This is a genomic window from Paraglaciecola polaris LMG 21857 (assembly GCF_000315055.1).
Lineage (GTDB): Bacteria > Pseudomonadota > Gammaproteobacteria > Enterobacterales > Alteromonadaceae > Paraglaciecola > Paraglaciecola polaris.
In genome coordinates, this window is sequence record NZ_BAER01000138.1 from 41,331 (window position 1) to 59,504 (window position 18,174).

The 18,174-nt window shown below is 46.0% G+C and carries 14 protein-coding genes; 6 read left to right on the top strand and 8 right to left on the bottom strand.

The window, feature by feature from the left end; genetic code table 11:
* Positions 1–73: 73 nt before the first annotated feature.
* Positions 74–1,084 (bottom strand): Gfo/Idh/MocA family protein, encoded by a 1,011-nt coding sequence (locus tag GPLA_RS22095; RefSeq protein ID WP_007107258.1) that lies wholly within the window; start codon positions 1,082–1,084, stop codon positions 74–76.
* A 148-nt stretch (positions 1,085–1,232) separates the two neighbouring features.
* Positions 1,233–2,537: a M20/M25/M40 family metallo-hydrolase gene (locus tag GPLA_RS22100; protein WP_007107259.1), complete on the bottom strand. Its 1,305-nt coding sequence runs from the start codon at positions 2,535–2,537 to the stop codon at positions 1,233–1,235.
* A gap of 273 nt (positions 2,538–2,810) precedes the next feature.
* Here GPLA_RS22100 and ettA point away from each other — a divergent pair, with 273 nt between their 5' ends.
* Positions 2,811–4,478, top strand: a complete 1,668-nt coding sequence (gene ettA / locus GPLA_RS22105; RefSeq protein ID WP_007107261.1) for an energy-dependent translational throttle protein EttA — start codon at positions 2,811–2,813, stop codon at positions 4,476–4,478.
* Positions 4,479–4,653: 175 nt separating this feature from the next.
* Complete coding sequence (locus tag GPLA_RS22110) at positions 4,654–8,316, top strand: PAS domain S-box protein (RefSeq protein WP_040515701.1); 3,663 nt, start codon at positions 4,654–4,656, stop codon at positions 8,314–8,316.
* A gap of 34 nt (positions 8,317–8,350) precedes the next feature.
* Here the strand turns inward: GPLA_RS22110 and cyoE are convergent, their stop codons facing one another.
* The 6 genes from cyoE to GPLA_RS22140 all read right to left on the bottom strand — a co-directional run bounded on the left by cyoE (position 8,351) and on the right by GPLA_RS22140 (position 13,622).
* Entirely contained in the window at positions 8,351–9,241 is an 891-nt protein-coding gene (gene cyoE / locus GPLA_RS22115) for a heme o synthase (protein WP_007107263.1), read from the bottom strand.
* A 12-nt stretch (positions 9,242–9,253) separates the two neighbouring features.
* On the bottom strand, positions 9,254–9,571 hold the full coding sequence (gene cyoD / locus GPLA_RS22120) for a cytochrome o ubiquinol oxidase subunit IV (protein WP_007107264.1): 318 nt from the start codon (positions 9,569–9,571) through the stop codon (positions 9,254–9,256).
* Positions 9,571–10,215: a cytochrome o ubiquinol oxidase subunit III gene (cyoC, locus tag GPLA_RS22125; RefSeq protein ID WP_007107265.1), complete on the bottom strand. Its 645-nt coding sequence runs from the start codon at positions 10,213–10,215 to the stop codon at positions 9,571–9,573. Before cyoC ends, cyoD begins: the two co-directional genes overlap by 1 nt.
* On the bottom strand, positions 10,212–12,206 hold the full coding sequence (cyoB, locus tag GPLA_RS22130; RefSeq protein ID WP_007107266.1) for a cytochrome o ubiquinol oxidase subunit I: 1,995 nt from the start codon (positions 12,204–12,206) through the stop codon (positions 10,212–10,214). The genes cyoC and cyoB overlap by 4 nt, the downstream gene beginning before the upstream one ends.
* Positions 12,207–12,208: 2 nt before the next feature.
* Complete coding sequence (gene cyoA / locus GPLA_RS22135) at positions 12,209–13,105, bottom strand: ubiquinol oxidase subunit II (protein ID WP_007107267.1); 897 nt, start codon at positions 13,103–13,105, stop codon at positions 12,209–12,211.
* A gap of 211 nt (positions 13,106–13,316) precedes the next feature.
* On the bottom strand, positions 13,317–13,622 hold the full coding sequence (locus tag GPLA_RS22140; protein ID WP_007107268.1) for a hypothetical protein: 306 nt from the start codon (positions 13,620–13,622) through the stop codon (positions 13,317–13,319).
* 479 nt (positions 13,623–14,101) lie between these two features.
* On the opposite strand from GPLA_RS22140, the gene GPLA_RS22145 reads away from it, so the two are divergent.
* The 4 genes from GPLA_RS22145 to GPLA_RS22160 all read left to right on the top strand — a co-directional run bounded on the left by GPLA_RS22145 (position 14,102) and on the right by GPLA_RS22160 (position 18,101).
* Complete coding sequence (locus GPLA_RS22145; RefSeq protein ID WP_007107269.1) at positions 14,102–15,397, top strand: amidohydrolase; 1,296 nt, start codon at positions 14,102–14,104, stop codon at positions 15,395–15,397.
* Positions 15,398–15,556: 159 nt separating this feature from the next.
* A complete protein-coding gene (locus GPLA_RS22150) occupies positions 15,557–16,195 on the top strand; it encodes a TetR/AcrR family transcriptional regulator (RefSeq protein WP_007107271.1) in 639 nt (212 codons plus the stop codon).
* A gap of 109 nt (positions 16,196–16,304) precedes the next feature.
* Positions 16,305–17,597 carry an NRAMP family divalent metal transporter gene (locus tag GPLA_RS22155; RefSeq protein WP_007107272.1) on the top strand — a complete coding sequence of 431 codons (1,293 nt, stop codon included), beginning with the start codon at positions 16,305–16,307 and terminating at the stop codon, positions 17,595–17,597.
* A 93-nt stretch (positions 17,598–17,690) separates the two neighbouring features.
* Positions 17,691–18,101 carry a GFA family protein gene (locus GPLA_RS22160; RefSeq protein ID WP_007107273.1) on the top strand — a complete coding sequence of 137 codons (411 nt, stop codon included), beginning with the start codon at positions 17,691–17,693 and terminating at the stop codon, positions 18,099–18,101.
* The last annotated feature ends 73 nt before the right edge of the window (positions 18,102–18,174 follow it).

Below are 18,174 nucleotides of genomic sequence, written 5' to 3' on the forward strand. Positions count from 1 at the left end.
GCTTTTATGCAATCTTCTATAACCGAATAATGTAAAGAAGGATCACCACTGTTTAAGTGGTGAACCAGTCAGCCTACACGCACTCTGCGTCAGGGGTGAATTTCAGGCCAATTTGGCGACGAATTTCATCCATGGTTTGCATCACAGCAAGGCTGTCGTGATGGGGCATGTATTCACTGCAAATTTGCTTTTTGGCAATCATATTCATGGCTTCTTCAATTTGATATTCAAAGCCGTTAATGCGGTGGGCAAATTCAATTACTTCATCTTGCATATCTTCTTGCTGCAATATCGCTTTATTACCGTTCCAGAACATATACGGCAAAACAATGCGCCCTTTGCTGCCCATTAAGGTCATAGAGTTACTCGCCTGGGCGGCAATCGTACAGGTAAACTGGGCGAAGCGCCCTGATGGATAACGCATGTTGACCAGCGTATTTTCATCTACCTGATGGTTGCCAAAGTCACTCATTGCTCGAATTTCACTTGGGTGTTCTTGCATGAATAATTGGCTCAGAGTAATGCTATACACGCCTAAATCGAGTAACGCCCCGCCCCCTAGATTTGGGTCGTGCAGGCGGTGCCCTTGCTCATCACCAAAAGCAAAACCAATATCCGAGCAAATATATTGCAGTTCACCGATGCGTCCCTCATCAAGCCACAGTTGCACTTGTTCGAAACACGGCATAAAGCGGCTCCACAATCCTTCTTGCAGCAATAAGTTTTTTTCTTTGGCTAAGGCTATTAACTGTTCCGTTTGCGCAGCATTGATGGTCAGTGGTTTTTCCATGAGTACATGTTTGCCCGCCTCTAAGCACATTTTGGCCTGCTGATAATGCAAGCTCTGGGGCGTAGCAATGTAAACTACATCCACCTTGTCATCACTCAGTAGCCCTTCATAGCTGCCATAGGCTATAGGCGTGTTCTGCTTTTGGGTAGCATATTTGTCAGCAAACGCTTGCGCCTTAATAAGACTGCGACTGGCCACGGCATAGAGTGAGCCTTGTGTTGAAGGAACTAACGCGTCAGCGAACATATCTGCGATTGAGCCAGGGCCGATAATGCCCCAATTAAGTGATGTCATGTTACTCCTTCATCTGAATGGTGCGCCACGTGGCATACGTCGGCGAAAGTAAATTAAACCTGTTGCGAGCTTTTGCTGCCAGGCTACCGTGATTGAGTGCTCCGCCTATGGGCACTCAGTTTGTGGCGATGACTCGCACGGGCATCGGTTAAGGGTTAGAAAGTCGATACATCAGAACCGCTGTTTTCTCGATGTTTTGCTTAAACGTGGTCATGTCGGCGACTTCATCTTTGGTGTGACCCCCCTTGCCCATCAAGCCTAAGCCGTCAATGGCCATTTTGACATGCCCTGCGGTAAACGAAATATCGGCCGCTCCTGCATTACGAGGGTTAACGGCTGTTACTGGGCCATAACCTAAGTCCACGCTTACCTGACTGTATTGGGCAAGCAACGACTTATTACCCTTGGTTTCTTTCATCGGAGGGTAACCTTCGTCAAAGCTAAACGTTGCATTCGTTTGCGCTAGGTGCTGGCCAACAATATTCTGCATGATTTTTTGTGCTTGTATAAGCTGCTCGGTAGATGCCGCACGTAAGCCACCTTTAACCGTGGCATTTTGCGCAACCACATTGGTTTTACCAAAAGCACTGACGTCATCTCCGCCATTGCTCTGATCCACCCGTGTACCACCAGCAATCACCCCAGGGTTAAAACTGAGTAAAGGTAAGTCGGCTAACTGCAAACGAAAAGCCTGTAAAATACGCGCCATCTCAAATATTGCCCCGTCGCCGACTTTATCGGTAAATATTTGCGAAGAATGGGCGGCATTACCTGACGTACTTACCTGCCACGTTGCCGCACCGCGTCTTGCGGTAACTGCGGTTTGAATATCGCCGTCGGCGTCTTCAAACCCAAGGGCAACATCCGCCCATATTGCTGCATCTATCAAGGCCTTTTTTGATTTCGCCAATGGACGACCGCTGGACTCTTCATCTCCGGTCAGCACCACTTTAATATTTAAGCGTTGTAACATGCCTTGCGCTTTTAACGATTTGATGGCCGCTAGCATGATCACATTACCGCCTTTCATATCAGAAATACCCGGACCCGCAATGTGCTCGCTATTTATCTCTTTGGTCTGTTGAAAGCTGTCATTTTTGGCGAAAACCGTGTCTAAGTGGCCAATCAGCAATAATTTTTGCCCTTTGGGATGTGTTTTCGACTCATAGGTTGCGACCAAGTGCCCAGCGCGATTAAATTCACTGCCATCGACCCACTCGGTTTTAAAACCAAGGGCGTCATATTCGTCTCTAAGTATCTCCCCCACCTTCTTAACACCAGCAAAATTCATGGTCCCGCTATTGATATTAACCGTTTTGATCAACAAAGCTTTGGCGCTATCTAGCTCTTGGCCTGCTTGGGTAACCAAGGCATTTTCGACTAAGCGACTCGCGAATACAGGTTGGCAAGTCAGCCCAGCACAAATAATGAAAACAGCTGATTTTTTTAACATAGCACTCTCTTTTAAAACTCAAGGATAAGGCAAATACTACGCGAGAGACATCAGGGATGCACATCGAATTTTGTCAAATAATGTGTGCCGTTTACGGCTGCTTTTTTAGCCCCGCGTAACAGCGAAATGTTATGTCATATCAACAAGATATTTCTCACCTAAACGTGCTTAAATGGCCCAAAGCAGACAAATCAAAAAATAGTCGTCCCTTAGGCTTTCATCACCTATGCCCAGTGTTTACAATAGGCCAAATTTTATGGAGTAATTTACATCATGGCGCAATACGTATATAGCATGAATCGCGTGGGCAAAATCGTGCCCCCGAACAAGTTTATTCTTAAAGACATTTCCCTCAGTTTCTTCCACGGTGCCAAAATTGGCGTATTGGGGGTAAACGGTTCAGGTAAATCGACCCTGCTCAAAATTATGGCCGGTATCGATAAGGAAATCGAAGGAGAAGCCATTCCACAAGCGGGCTTAAAAATTGGTTACTTGCCCCAAGAGCCGCAACTAGATCAAAGTAAAGATGTGCGCGGTAATATCGAAGAAGCCGTGGCTGATGTGGTACACGCACTTAAACGCATAGAAGAAGTCTACGCCGCATACGCCGAAGAAGATGCTGATTTTGACGCCCTAGCCAAAGAGCAAGGTGAGTTAGAAGCGATTATTCAAAGCAAAGACGGCCATAACCTAGACAATGCCCTTGAGCGTGCCGCCGATGCCCTGCGTTTACCGCCTTGGGACGCCGACGTCAGTAAATTGTCTGGTGGTGAGCGCCGCCGCGTTGCTCTGTGTCGTTTATTACTTGAAAAGCCTGATATGTTGCTGCTCGATGAGCCAACCAACCACTTGGACGCAGAATCGGTTGCTTGGTTAGAACGCTTCTTACACGATTACGAAGGTACCGTTGTGGCCATTACCCATGACCGTTATTTCTTGGATAACGTCGCAGGTTGGATCCTCGAGCTTGACCGTGGCCAAGGTATTCCATGGGAAGGCAACTACTCCTCTTGGTTAGAGCAAAAAGACGCTCGTTTAAAACAAGAAGAAAAAACCGAAAGTGCCCGCCAGAAATCGATTAAAACCGAATTAGAATGGGTGCGTTCCAATGCTAAAGGTCGTCAATCAAAAAGCAAAGCCCGTATGGCACGTTTTGAAGAGCTCAGCACTGGCGATTACCAAAAGCGTAACGAAACCAACGAACTGTTTATCCCGCCGGGAGAGCGTTTGGGCGAACAGGTTATTGAAGTCAATAATTTGCGTAAAAGCTACGGCGAGCGCTTATTGATCGACGATTTAACCTTTGCTATGCCAAAAGGCGCTATCGTCGGGATAGTCGGACCCAACGGCGCGGGTAAATCAACTCTGTTCAGAATGTTAAGTGGCGAAGAACAAGCAGATTCCGGCGACGTCATAGTCGGTAAAACTGTGAAACTTGCCAGTGTCGACCAGTTCCGCGACCACATGGATGGCAACAATACTGTTTATAAAGAAATTTCTGATGATTCAGACATCATTCGTATCGGTAACTTCGAGTTAAATAGCCGCGCCTATTGCAGCCGTTTTAACTTCAAAGGAAACGACCAACAAAAATTCATCAAAGATTTATCTGGCGGTGAACGTAACCGCGTACATTTAGCCAAATTACTCAAGGCTGGCGGCAATGTGCTGTTACTCGATGAACCGACCAATGACTTAGATGTGGAAACGTTACGGGCGCTCGAAAATGCATTATTAGAGTTCCCCGGTTGCGCCATGGTTATTTCCCATGATCGTTGGTTCTTAGACCGAATTGCCACCCATATCATGGATTACCGTGACGAAGGAAAAATTAATTTCTTCGCGGGTAACTACTCTGAGTACACCACTTGGCTTAAAGAAACCCAAGGCAAAGATGTCGTTGAACCTCATCGCTTGAAGTACAAAAAAATCAGTAAATAGTCTAGGCTAAAGTCGATATTAACGACCTTTTTAGTCAACCTGATGTAAGAGTCGCTGAGGATAACCCGATGCGGCTTTTTTATTTATCCCTCTAGCTTGAAATAACTGTAAAACCGTGCAAAATCGCCAAAAGATCAAGAAGGGTACGTACACCCTCTACTAACGGATGATGACCATGTATTTTCGCGTTCAAGTACGCAAGTTTTGTCGGTCCTTAAGCGGCTATTTTTGGGCATCATGCACATTTGTCCTGGCTACCCTTTTTGCTATGTTAGTGAGCAATGTATTCGCCCCAGGCGAAGCCTTGTGGTTATTTTTACCCGCCGTATTGATTGTCTCTGCATACAAAAGCAAAACGGCCGCCATATTGTTTGCCGTTAGTGCCTTGTGTGTAGTCAGCTATATTTATCGTCATCAGATCCCCTATGCTTTTCTGTCCGCATTTTCGTTACAGGGAGTGTGGTTTTTATGCCTGAGCACTACATTAAGTGTTTTGCTTACGCACCGCTCTCGCCAACTGAAACAGGCGGCATTTAGCGAGAACCCTAAGCTGCTCAGTACAGACAGTAACGGCAAAATCATCACTGATGTACTTGAGCGTTTTGCCGTATTTATGGGGGTTATCACCCCTGACGGTATTTTGCGCGAGGCCAATAAAACCGCATTGTTGTCTGCATCCTTAAAAGAAAGTGACGTGATAGGTTTACCCTTCGAACAAACGTATTGGTGGGCCCATGACGAGAACGTGCAGCAACTTATTCGCCGCGCCATCAATAAAGCCAAACACGGTGTCCCCTCACGCTTTGATACCATGGCCCGTGTTACCGATGGCGAGCTTATCGATATAGATTTTATGCTGCATCCTATTTTTGATGAGCATGGCAGTGTCATGCAACTTATCCCGTCGGGCATCGACATTACTAACCGCAAACGCACAGAGCGCAACTCAGCTATGCTCACTCAGGTCAGCGCAGATCTGCTCAGCGCCAGTAATTTAGAGAGAATTAAAACGATAATTACCGATAATCTGGTTCGTCATCTAAATTTAAGCGCCTGTATGTTTTGCGAAGCTCACACTATTTCAGAACGTCTGACTATCACGCATCATTGGCAAAATACACCGCAACATAATGTATTTAGCGATGCCGATGAAATCCCTTTTGAAGTTGCTATGTGCCAAAAAGAAAACCTCCCCTTAGTGGTAAACGATGTCACTAAAGATCCCCAGTACGCAACCGCTGATTATCAGCAAAGAGCCATAGGCGCCATGATTTGCGTGCCCATCAGTTTAGGTAAGAAAAATTATTTTGTGCTGAGCGTATATCGCGATACACCTTATAACTGGCGAGAAGACGAAATAGAACTGGTGATTGAATTCACCCGGCGTTTTTGGTTAAGAACAGAACACTTAAGGGTGTTAGATACATTGCGCGCCAGCAAAGCCACCTTAGATTTGACGTTAGAAGCAGCTCAGGTGGGCGATTGGGATCTCGATTTAACTAACGACACATCAAAGCGCTCGTTACACCATGATCGCTGTTTTGGTTACAATGAAGCGATCCCCGAAGATCAATGGGCCATCAAGGATTTTATGCAACATGTTCATCCTGAAGATCGCCAAGAAGTCGAAAACAAATTCGCCCGTGCAATTGAGCAACTCATTGATTTTCGCTGTGAATGCCGAGTAATTTGGCCCGACGAAAGCATACACTGGATAGCCATTCACGGCAGTTTATATAAGCCCCATGAAGGCAAACCTAATCGTATGTTAGGCATAGTGGCCGATATTAGTGAGCGCAAACGCACCGAAGCCTTACAAGTTGCACAGACCAATGCACTAGCACTTATGGCCCAAGAAGCGCCATTAAATGTTGTATTAACCACATTGCTGATATCCTTAGAGGAACATTCTAAAAACGGCATGATAGGTACGATCATGTTGGTAGATGAGCATACTCATACACTACGACTTGTAGCAGGACCAAGTCTTCCAGCTTTGTATATTGAACAAATAGACGGCTTAAGTATTGATGCACAAATGGGCGCCTGTGGTACATCGGCGGCGACTAAGCAAGCGGTATTTGTGCCCGACATCGCTTCAGATCCCTCATGGACTAAATACCGCGAGATAGCGCTTTCGCACAATTTACGCGCTTGTTGGTCATTGCCCATCATCTCAGGAAAAGATGTACTGGGTGTGTTTGCTATGTATTACCCAGCGCCTCAGTTACTAGACCAAGTTGATTTCGAAGGTCTCGACATCATCATGCGCACCGCAGAGCTCGTAATAAAACGCCGCCAAGATGAGCAGGCCATGCGTCTCAGTGAAGAACGCTTTCGCGCAGTAGCCGACAACATACCGCAGATGGCATGGATGGCAAACGCCCAAGGTGAAATTGAGTGGTTTAATCAGCGACTCCTGTCATATACAGGTACCACCATGGAGCAAAACCTGCAGGGTGGCTGGAAAGCTCACCATCACCCAGATTATGAACAAGCCGTATTGGCTAAGTTTGCTCGATGTCTAGAACAAGGCATCAACTGGGAAGACACTTTTCCACTTAAAGACCGCGACGGAAATTACCGCTGGTTTTTGTCACGTATGAACGCAATCCATGACCAAGATGGCAAGTTAGTACGCTTCTTCGGCACAAATACCGACGTCACCGAACAGCGCAAAATGGCAGAAAAACTGACCAAACTGACCAACAAGCTGTCGGTAGCAGATAAACGCAAAGACGAGTTTCTGGCCACCTTGGCCCATGAGCTGCGTAACCCACTTGCTCCTTTACTTAATTCGATGGAGCTGATCCGCAACGATCAAACTGAGCCAGACAAGATTCAAGCAGCTGTGGTTACTATGGAGCGCCAAGTGGTTCAAATGGTTCGCTTAATTGATGACTTGCTGGATATTAGCCGCATCACCAAAGACAAACTCTCCCTAAAGCGCGAATCGATAGAGCTTGGGAAGATAATTGAGCATGCAGTTGAAATGGCCAGCCCATATGTCAACCGTTTAGGGCATACGCTACAAGTGGTCTTACCCCAAAATATTATCCATTTACAAGCCGATCCCGCTCGTTTAGCCCAAGTATTAGGCAACCTGCTCAATAATGCGTGTAAATACACGCCCAAGAAAGGGCACATTACCCTGAGCGTGGTACAAGAAAACAAACAGGTAAAAATCTGCGTCAAAGATAACGGCTTGGGGATCAGCGCAGATATGAGCACACGGGTATTTGAACTATTTACCCAAGTGGAGCATCATCTAGAGCAATCCGAAGGCGGCCTCGGCATAGGGCTTTCGTTGGTAAAGCGCTTAGTTGAAATGCATGGTGGTCATGTTGAGTGCCGTAGTAACGGTTTAGGTTGTGGCAGTGAATTTATCGTTTATTTGCCCTGTGAAGCAACCAATACTACGCGTAGTATCCCCACAAAAAGCCTGAAAAAATCGACCATTAATAGAGCCCTTAATGTGCTCATAGTGGACGACAACCAAGACAGCGCCGACAGCATGCAAATGTTACTCGACATGCATGAGCACAACACTCGCGTGGTATATGACGGAGAACAAGCCCTAATAGCCGCCGATGAATACAGACCCGACGTAATATTGCTCGATATCGGTTTGCCCATACTCGATGGTTACCAAGTGTGTGAAGCCATTCGAAAACTGGATTGGGGTAAAGATATCACCATCATCGCGCTGACAGGCTGGGGACAAGAGGAAGACAGACGTAAATCGAGCGAAGCAGGCTTTAACCACCATATGGTTAAACCTATCACCTTGAGTGCTTTACTTGAATTATTAGCCGAAGTGTCCCCTCAATCAAACTAGATTAAGGGGATGTTTAGTCCAAGATTGAACGAGACTAACTGAGCATGACCAACAAACTCGGTGGCAGCGCTTTAAAGTCAAAAGCCATCGCCACGCTCAAAGCTGTAATGGTTAAAATAGAAAAGCCAAATATTTGTCTCGCCCACACCACCAGCTCAATATTCTTACGATAGCCCCTGAGCGCCATAAATAACCACCATAAACTCGTCACGCAAGCCAAACTCATAAAAGTTAATCCTGTATAACCACTCAATGGTAGTAGTGCACTGACAATAGCAAACACCGCTATATACAATACAATATGCAACTTGGTTTTCGCGATCCCTTGGGCCACCGGTAACACTGGAATGTTGGCCTTGGCGTAGTCATCAAAGCGAAATATAGCGATGGCATAAGAATGCGGCATTTGCCACAAACTGAACATCAACAAAAGAATGCCTGCACCAGCATCAAACTGGCCGCTGGCGGCGCAATACCCCACAACCGGGGGCACCGCACCTGACAAGCTGCCTACTAATGTGCCGTAAACCGAATGACGCTTCATGTATAAACTATATACCCCAACGTACACCACATAACCAAGCACAGCAAAACCCACTGCTATGTTATTGGTGTAGTGAATGAGCAAGCCAAATCCCAACGCTCCTAGGGCTAAACCAAACTGCAACGCATGGGAAATAGTGACATCACCGGTGACGGTAGCCCGCTTACAGGTGCGCTGCATTTTGCCGTCTATGTCTTTATCGATACAGTTATTAATCACACAGCCAGAGGCCACCACGAGCGATAAGCCTAACACTGTCATCATCATCAAAAGCCCATCGATCTCCCCCCGGGAGGCAAGCAAAAAACCACCCGCTACGGAAATCAAATTGCCCATAATGATGCCTGGCTTCGTAATATTTAGATAACGTTTGATTGTCATGGTGGCCTCCCTTTACATCATCATTGCGTTGGCGCTATAGATAATCCAAATGGATAATCCAACGACCATGACAATAATCAGTGCGGTAAACAAAAACGCAAAGGTATCCATACGTCCACGGACCGAAAAATCGAGATGCAAAAAGTACTTCAAATGCACCACGATTTGTACAACGGCCAGCGCTATTACACTGTAAAAGGTGGTGGCTTTGCTAAAGTTACCGGTCATCACGATCCAAAATGGGATCGCGGTCAACACCACAGATAATACAAAGCCAATTAAATACGATTTTACGCTGCCGTGAGCAGCGCCTTCTGCTGAATGACTCATCACATTGCCCCTAATAAATAAACAACAGTGAATACACAGACCCACACGATATCCAAGAAATGCCAGAATAAGCTCAGGCAGCCCAAGCGGGTAACGGTTTGTGTGCCTAAGCCGCGTTTTAATACCTCAAACACCATGACTAGCATCCAAATTAAACCCGCGGTAACGTGCAAACCATGCATGCCGACTAAGGCAAAAAACGAGCTTAAAAAGGCACTGCGATCGGGACCGTTTCCTTCTACGATTAAATGATGAAATTCATACACTTCCATGGAAATAAACACGCACCCCAACGCCATAGTGACCAACAACCACAACAGGGTACCTGCGCGGTTTTGATTGTGGGCACACAACAGCGCGAAGCCATAAGTGATACTACTGACTAACAAAGCCGCAGTTTCAATCGCCACGAAATTAAGGTCGAATATATCTTTACCTGATACGCCGCCATCGGTGTTCATGAACAACACCGCGTAGGTGGCAAAAACGGAAGCAAACAAGATGCAGTCCGTCATCAAGTACAGCCAAAAGCCGAATAAGGTATTACCCGAGGTATCATGATGTTCACCATGTCCCCCGTCATGATGCTCGGTATCTAAACCGTGCTCAGGGACAAATTTTAGGGTTTCTGGTACCGCGCTCATACGAGTTCCTCCTTCACCGTTGCGACATTCGCAAGGTGAGCCTGTTCAATTTCGGCAATTTCCTGGGGCTCAACATAATAATCCACATAGCTGGCGTAACAGCGGGCAATTAAGGCCACTACCATACCCACTGAGCCAACTATCGCTAACCACCAAATATGCCAAATTAAGGCAAAACCCACTATGCCCAGCGCGCCGGCTATTTGCATGCCTGCCGCTGTATTTCGAGGCATATGAATAGGTAAGTACTCATCTGGCGCTTGATACTCTATGCCTTTATCTTTCATATCGGTAAATGCATCTATGTCGTGCACCTTAGGTAAGGTGGCAAAATTATAAAACTGCGGTGGTGATGCCGTTGACCATTCAAGGGTATGGCCGTTCCACGGATCGCCATCTAAGTCAGGGTTTTGCTCACGATCACGAATGCTCACGTACAACTGGACGAATTGCAGAATGATGCCAACAAAAATGATCACCGCGCCTAACGCTGCTATATACAACCAAATGTTCCAATCTGGGTTGTTCGTGTGATTAAGGCGACGGGTCATACCTAAAAAGCCCAATACGTAAAGCGGCATAAAGGCCACATAGAAACCAACCTGCCAGCACCAGAACGAATATTTACCTAAGCGCTCGTTCAGATGAAAGCCCGTTGCTTTAGGGAACCAAAACGCGAAACCGGCCATGTAGCCAAATACTGCGCCACCTATGATGGTGTTATGGAAATGCGCCACAAGAAACAAACTATTGTGTAGTACGTAATCTGCCCCAGGTACTGCCAGTAATACCCCTGTCATACCTCCTATGCTGAAGGTCACCATAAAACCTAAGGTCCACAAAACAGGCACTGTGATACGCAAACGTCCGCGATACATAGTAAATAGCCAATTGAATAATTTGACTCCTGTGGGTATGGCAATAATCATAGTCATCACGCCAAAGAAAGCGTTCACATCAGCACTTGAGCCCATGGTGAAGAAGTGATGTAACCACACCACAAAACCAAGGATAGAGATCGCACCGCTGGCCCACACCATTGAGGTGTAACCAAACAAACGTTTGCCGGTGAAAGTCGAAATTACTTCTGAGAAAATACCAAAAGCCGGTAAGACTAAAATGTAAACTTCAGGATGACCCCAAGCCCAGAAAAGGTTGATATACATCATGGCGTTACCGCCGCCGTCGTTGGTAAAAAAGTGGAAATCCAAATAACGGTCTAAGGTCAATAAACCCAGTACGGCGGTTAGAATTGGAAAAGAGGCCACAATCAAGATATTTGCCCAGGTACATGTCCAGGTGAAGATCGGCATTTGCATTAACTTCATACCCGGCGCACGCATTTTGAACACAGTGACAAGAAAGTTAACCCCTGTGAGCAAAGTTCCTATGCCGGATATCTGCAAGGCCCAAATATAATAATCGACCCCTACCCCAGGGCTAAACGACATCTCCGATAATGGCGGGTATGCCAACCAACCGGTTTTCGCAAATTCCCCTAAACCTAAAGAGATATTAATCAATACGGCACCTGAGGCTGTAAGCCAAAAGCTCAGGTTATTCATAAAGGGGAATGCCACATCACGGGCGCCAATTTGCAAAGGCAACACTATGTTCATCAAACCAATCATAAAAGGCATGGCCATGAAGATGATCATGATGATGCCGTGGGCGGTAAATATTTGGTCGTAGTGTTCTGGGGGCAAGTACCCCTCAGAGCCATTGGTGGCGATCGCGAGTTGTGCACGCATCATAATGGCATCAGAGAAGCCACGAATAAGCATAACGAGCGCCAAAATGATGTACATCATACCAAGGCGTTTGTGATCCACCGAGGTGAGCCAGTTATTCCACAGCACACCCCATTTTTCATATTTTGTGATAAGGCCAACAACAGCCAAGCCGATGACACCAATCACGGCCAGCGTTACCATAATAATGGGTTCGTGGTACGGAATGGCGTCAAGGGTAAGATTTCCTAATAGCGACATAATTAGTCCTCCGCCTGCATGTGCATTTGAGCTGAATGCTCAGATTGTTCGTGATGATCCATGGTGCCCATAAACTGCATCACAACATGGTTGAATAGTTCACTTTCCACTGACCCGAAGTAGTCCACCGGGTTGTTTTCGCTAGGCAGAGCCAATTGCGCATAACGCTCATCAGTAAGGATTGCAGGACTATGCTTAACGGCAAGCACCCATTCATCGAATGCTTGTTCGCTCGGCTTAGCGATCGCGTTAAATTTCATACCGGTGAAACCAGCACCACTGTAATTGGCAGAAATGCCGTCGAATTGCCCTGCTTCATTGGCAATCAAGTTGACACGCGTTGTCATACCCGCCATGGAGTATATTTGACTACCCAATTGCGGAATGAAGAATGAGTTCATAGTGGTATCAGACGTGATCTTAAATTCCACGGGTACATCTTTCGGGAAAACCACTTCATTTACCGTGGCAATACCTTGCTCGGGGTATATGAATAGCCATTTCCAATTCAGCGAGACCACTTGAATGGTGATAGGTTTATGGTCGTGCTCTAACGCTTTGTACGGGTCAAGCTTTTGCGTGGAATACCAAGTGAGGGTGCCCAAAATGGCAATAATAACAATCGGAATTAACCACACCACCACTTCAATCTTGGTGGAATGCGCCCATTTAGGATCATAAATCTCTTGCTCACGTCCCTCACGGTAACGCCAAGCAAAATATAACGTCATTCCAATAACCGGAATAACTACCAGCAGCATCAAGACCGTTGCCACCACAATTAAATACTTTTCATCGATGCCTACCTGACCTTTTGGATCAAGCACACCACCTTCACAGCCCGACAATAGCAATAGACTTGCCGTCAAAGCCGAATAACCTAACTTACGGATTAACAAAGGAATTCCCCTACCCACATTATTTATAGCACTGCCTTTAGTGAATCAGGCAGAATCAAACTCCGGCCATGCCGGACTTAACGCGTGAGCGGGCTCAAGATAAAATAAGTGTAAAAATATCTGCAATGGATCTGTATCAGGCGTGATGCGCAAAACTCAGCACATGATTGACACAAAATAGAAGCAACAGCTTATTTAACGATTTGAGCCGCTAAGAAAATAAGGGAGGAGCGCGTGATCCATGGGCAGACGGCACTTGGCTGATAACTGCGGGAACAATAAATAGGGGTTTGGGTTTGGCCGCCAGGTTACGCAACACATAATCAGGCACTAGATTTAATAGCCACAGATAATGTTGTGCAAAATAACCACTAAGGACCATTACCCATAAAAATAGCGCGGTACTGAGTAAATCAAAAGACGAGAAGTCTAAGGCTAAGCCGACAAACTCCGCACCTTCGTAGAAACCGCCAAGAAAAACGGTAAACGATCCGAACAGCCCAATAACACCAGTCACAAAGCACACCTTCGCTAAAAGCGAATGACGTGATAGCTTCATCAACGCTCTACTGCGTCGCTTGAAACTGTGTGAATGGGGGGCTTGTTGATTCAACGTTTAATCCAAGGGGCTTAACACACGTTAAAACACGCCATATTGATCTGCGACATGCTTCACTCATTTTTTGATGCGCGGATACTAGCAAATACAATTCCACGGCACAAAGCACAACCAGCGATAAATTGTAAATATTCGTTATTAAAATCATGCATTTACAAAAATTAAACAATTAAAGATCGTATAAATAACAATCGACATCTGGCGATGAGAATCATTCTTATGAGCAATATGACTGAGCACATTGTGAATCTTGATTTACATATCGATAATTATCAGTTTACTATGCTTAACTAACGGCAAGGTTAAGGCTACAAATACACACAATAAAACGCCTTAATTGCCCTATCGGCAGACCCAAAACACGCAAGGAAAATAAGATGAAAACAGCGCTTATGACATTGGTAGTATCAATAGCATCACTTCATACCATGACAGCACGAGCAAATGACGTTCCCCAGCAGCAACTCGCAAACGTCAAAGATAAAGTCATCGCTTGGCGCCGTGACATTCATCAGCATCCCGAGCTCGGTAACCGAGAAACTCGCACCGCAGAAATGGCCGCATCACATCTTGAGCAATTAGGCATACAGGTCGAGCGTAATATTGCGTACACAGGAGTTGTCGGCATATTAACCGGCGATTTACCCGGCCCCACGGTCATGTTACGTGCCGATATGGACGCCCTACCTGTTACTGAAAAAGGTGATTTACCCTTTAAATCAACCCTAACGACCCATTACCGAGGAGTCGATGTGGGTATTATGCATGCCTGTGGTCACGATACACACGTGGCGATGTTGATGGGAGCGGCAGAAGTATTAGCCGGTATGAAAAAGCAGTTACGCGGTAAAGTGATGTTCGTTTTTCAACCCGCGGAAGAAGGGGCGCCAGAAGGTGAAGAAGGCGGCGCAGAACTGATGCTAAAACAGGGTATATTCAAAAAACACAAACCTGAGGTAGCATTTGGTCTACATATTACATCTGGTCTGAACACAGGGTATCTTGGTTATCGTAGTGGCCCGTTTATGGCCAGCGCAGACCGATTTGAAATTACTATTCACGGCGAGCAAACGCATGGCTCAACGCCTTGGAATGGAGTAGATCCTATTTCGGCAGCGGCCCAAGTTGTAACCGGCATTAACCACATTATAAGCCGTCAAATCGACATCACCAAAGAGCCCGCCATTATATCATTTGGCAAAATATCCGGCGGTGTGCGTAATAATATCATTCCCGAGGAAGTCGAAATGGTGGGCACCATACGTAACTTCGATATGGACAATCGACAACGCATTTTTGATAAAATTAAACATACCGCTACTCACATTGCAGCTTCGTCTGGCGCAACGGCAGAGGTCGACATTATTGAAGGATATCCAGTGACGATCAACAATCCCGCCTTGACGGCGCAAATGTTGCCAAGTTTACACAAGCTGGCTGGTGAGGATAAGGTTGTAGTAACCCCGAAAATAACCGGTGCCGAGGACTTCTCGTTCTACGCACTCGAGATCCCAAGCTTGTTTGTATTTTTAGGGGCTACGCCCCAAGACCAAGATGCCAGCAAAGCCGCCAGTAACCACTCCCCCTATTTTTTTGCCGACGAAGACGCACTTCATTTAGGCACAGCTGCGCTAACTCAGTTGACGTTAGATTATATGGCACAAGCTAATTAGTTGACCGTGAAGCAATATAAGAATCATCTCGCAACATTTCTGAGCGAAGCTAGTGGTATTCTTATATTGCTGTTTTTTATCAAAAACGGCATGATCCTGTCGCTAATTTACGGTGTGATGTTGTGATAATGACCAGTGATATAAGAGAATGATTTAGGAATGCCAACACAAAGTGTTATCCCTGCCAAACAACAACGCAGTCAAGACACCCAGCGGAATCTAATGAACGCGGTACATCATTGCCTACAAAGTAAATTTTTTGAGCATATCAGTATCAAAGAATTGTGTGAGCATGCCAATGTGTCTGTGGGGACCTTTTATCGGCGCTTTAAGAATAAAGACACATTATTACCACTTCTATATCAGGATTTCGGCCGAGATCTAATCGCTTGGATTGACGCCCTAGAACAAAATCAGTACGCCTCTTTATCACATGCGGTTAGCGGTGTTACTCAACAATGCCATGATTTCTTTGCCGCCAATCGTAGCTTATTTCGTACCATACATCTTAACTCCCGCCTGCATTCAGACCTGGTGGTAGGCGAAGCGCTGGTCGACAGACGAGAAGTGTACACCCGTATTGCCAATATTTTACTCAGATTCAGTGCCAATATCACAGCGGCAGATAAAACCGCAGCGGTTAATTTGGTCATATTCACCTTGATCAGTACCTTACTGGATAAAGTACTTTATCCACAAATTACCCCGGCCATCGCGTGCGAATTAGATTCACAGGCGTTATGCGATGAATTGCCAAAAATGTTAATGCTTTATTTATGTAACAAGCAAAATACCTAAACGTGTATGGACTGGATGGATGTGAAGTTTTTAGCATCAATCAACAGCATACTGAAATTTATCCAAATAGAGATTGATCAAAAATCATTCATAAAACGGTAGCAGTATCATGAAACTCACTAGAATAATGGCCTTACTCGGGCCAGGTATCGTTTGGGCCGCCACTAGCATTGGCGTATCACATATCGTTCAAGCCACCCGTGCGGGCGCCGATTTCGGTTTCGCCTTACTGGGCTTCATATTATTGGCCCATGTGGTGAAATACCCTTTTTTCCTGTTTGGTCCTAAATACGCAGGCTTAACCGGAAAAAGCTTACTTGATGGTTATCGTTCAGTCGGCAAGTGGGCGTTTTATTTATTTCTGGCCTTAACCTTCCTCACCATGTTTTTTGTCCAATCTGGTGTGACAATCGTCACCGCAGCACTGGCGATGAACCTGTTTGGTGATGTGCTATCCCTTTCCCAGTGGGCAGCGTTGGTATTGGGTATTGTATGCGCCGTACTTTTGATTGGGCATTACAAAGTACTCAATACCATGCTTAAATGGATGATGTTAATTCTGGTTGTTTGTAGCGTAATCGCTTGGTTTGCTGCGATCGGACGCTTGGGCTTTACCCCATCAGTGGATGCCCCTACGATTAGCTTAGGTGCCGCGGCCAGCATTGCGTTTATCGTTGCGCTTATCGGCTGGATGCCCACAGCCATTGAAGTATCAGTGTGGCATTCCCTGTGGATTTTATCTCGAGGCGCCAAGCCCGGTGCCGAAAACGCCAAGAATGCCACCACCGACTTTAATATCGGTTATGGGGTTAGCTTATTATTGGCTATCATCTTTTTATGGTTAGGTGCCTTATTGATGTTTGGCCAAGGCGATGGTTTCGCTGATTCTGCCGCCGCATTTGCCGGTCAATTGGTCAGTATATATAGTACGGCTTTGGGAGATTGGAGCTGGTTGTTAATGGCCATAGTGACCTTTGTGGCACTATTTTCAACCACCTTTGCTGTTGCTGATGGTTTCCCGCAAGTGTGGAAGCGAGCCTATGAATTAAACCGTGATAAAGCAACAAATACAAACTTGGCACCTACCCAGACATCCCCCGCTGCCCCTAAAAGCCGGGGCGGCGGCATCGTTTATTTGCTGTCGTTAGCCATTTTAGCCATAGGTAGCTGGTGGATCATTACCGATTTTAGCGCCGACATTAAAGCCTTGTTGGATTTTGTTACCACGGTTTCGTTTGTTAGCGCGCCCATATATGCCTGGTTAAATTATAAGGTGATGATGGGCGCTGACGTTAGCCCAGAGCACAAACCTCAAGGTGCGTTTCGTATCTATACCCTGACCTGCCTAACAATCTTAACCCTATTTAGTGTGTTTTTTGTATGCTGGAAAACGCTAGGATAAAACCACCCGGTTTTCAGCACGAACACCTACCCCCAGTTCAATCATACCGTCATCCCTGATGACGGTATCAATCTAATATAATGAGGACGTGTTATGAACATTACCGGTCGTTGCCACTGCGGCGAACTAGAATTTAGTGCAGTTGTCGATCCTGAAAAAGCCATGATATGCCATTGTGCCGATTGCCAAGTATTGTCTGCCAGTGCTTTTCGCACAGTCGTTGTCACCGAACTTGATGGGTTAACGTTTACCAAAGGCAAACCTAAGGAATACGTCAAGATCGCGCAAAGTGGCAACCATCGCGCTCAAGGATTTTGTGAGCATTGTGGCACTGGCATTTATGCCTCTGCCGTGGGCGACGAGCCTAAGATCTATAATCTGCGCATAGGGGCAATCGAGCAGCGCCACGCACTCCCCCCCAAACGACAAATTTGGTCTAGCGCCGCACTTAAATGGTTGCCCAGCATAAAAGACTTGCCCAGTTTCGATAAAGGCCCTATTTAACGTCCTCTACGATAATCCCTTTATTACCAGATGAACTGTAAATATTACAGTCCATCTGGTAATTGTTACCTTG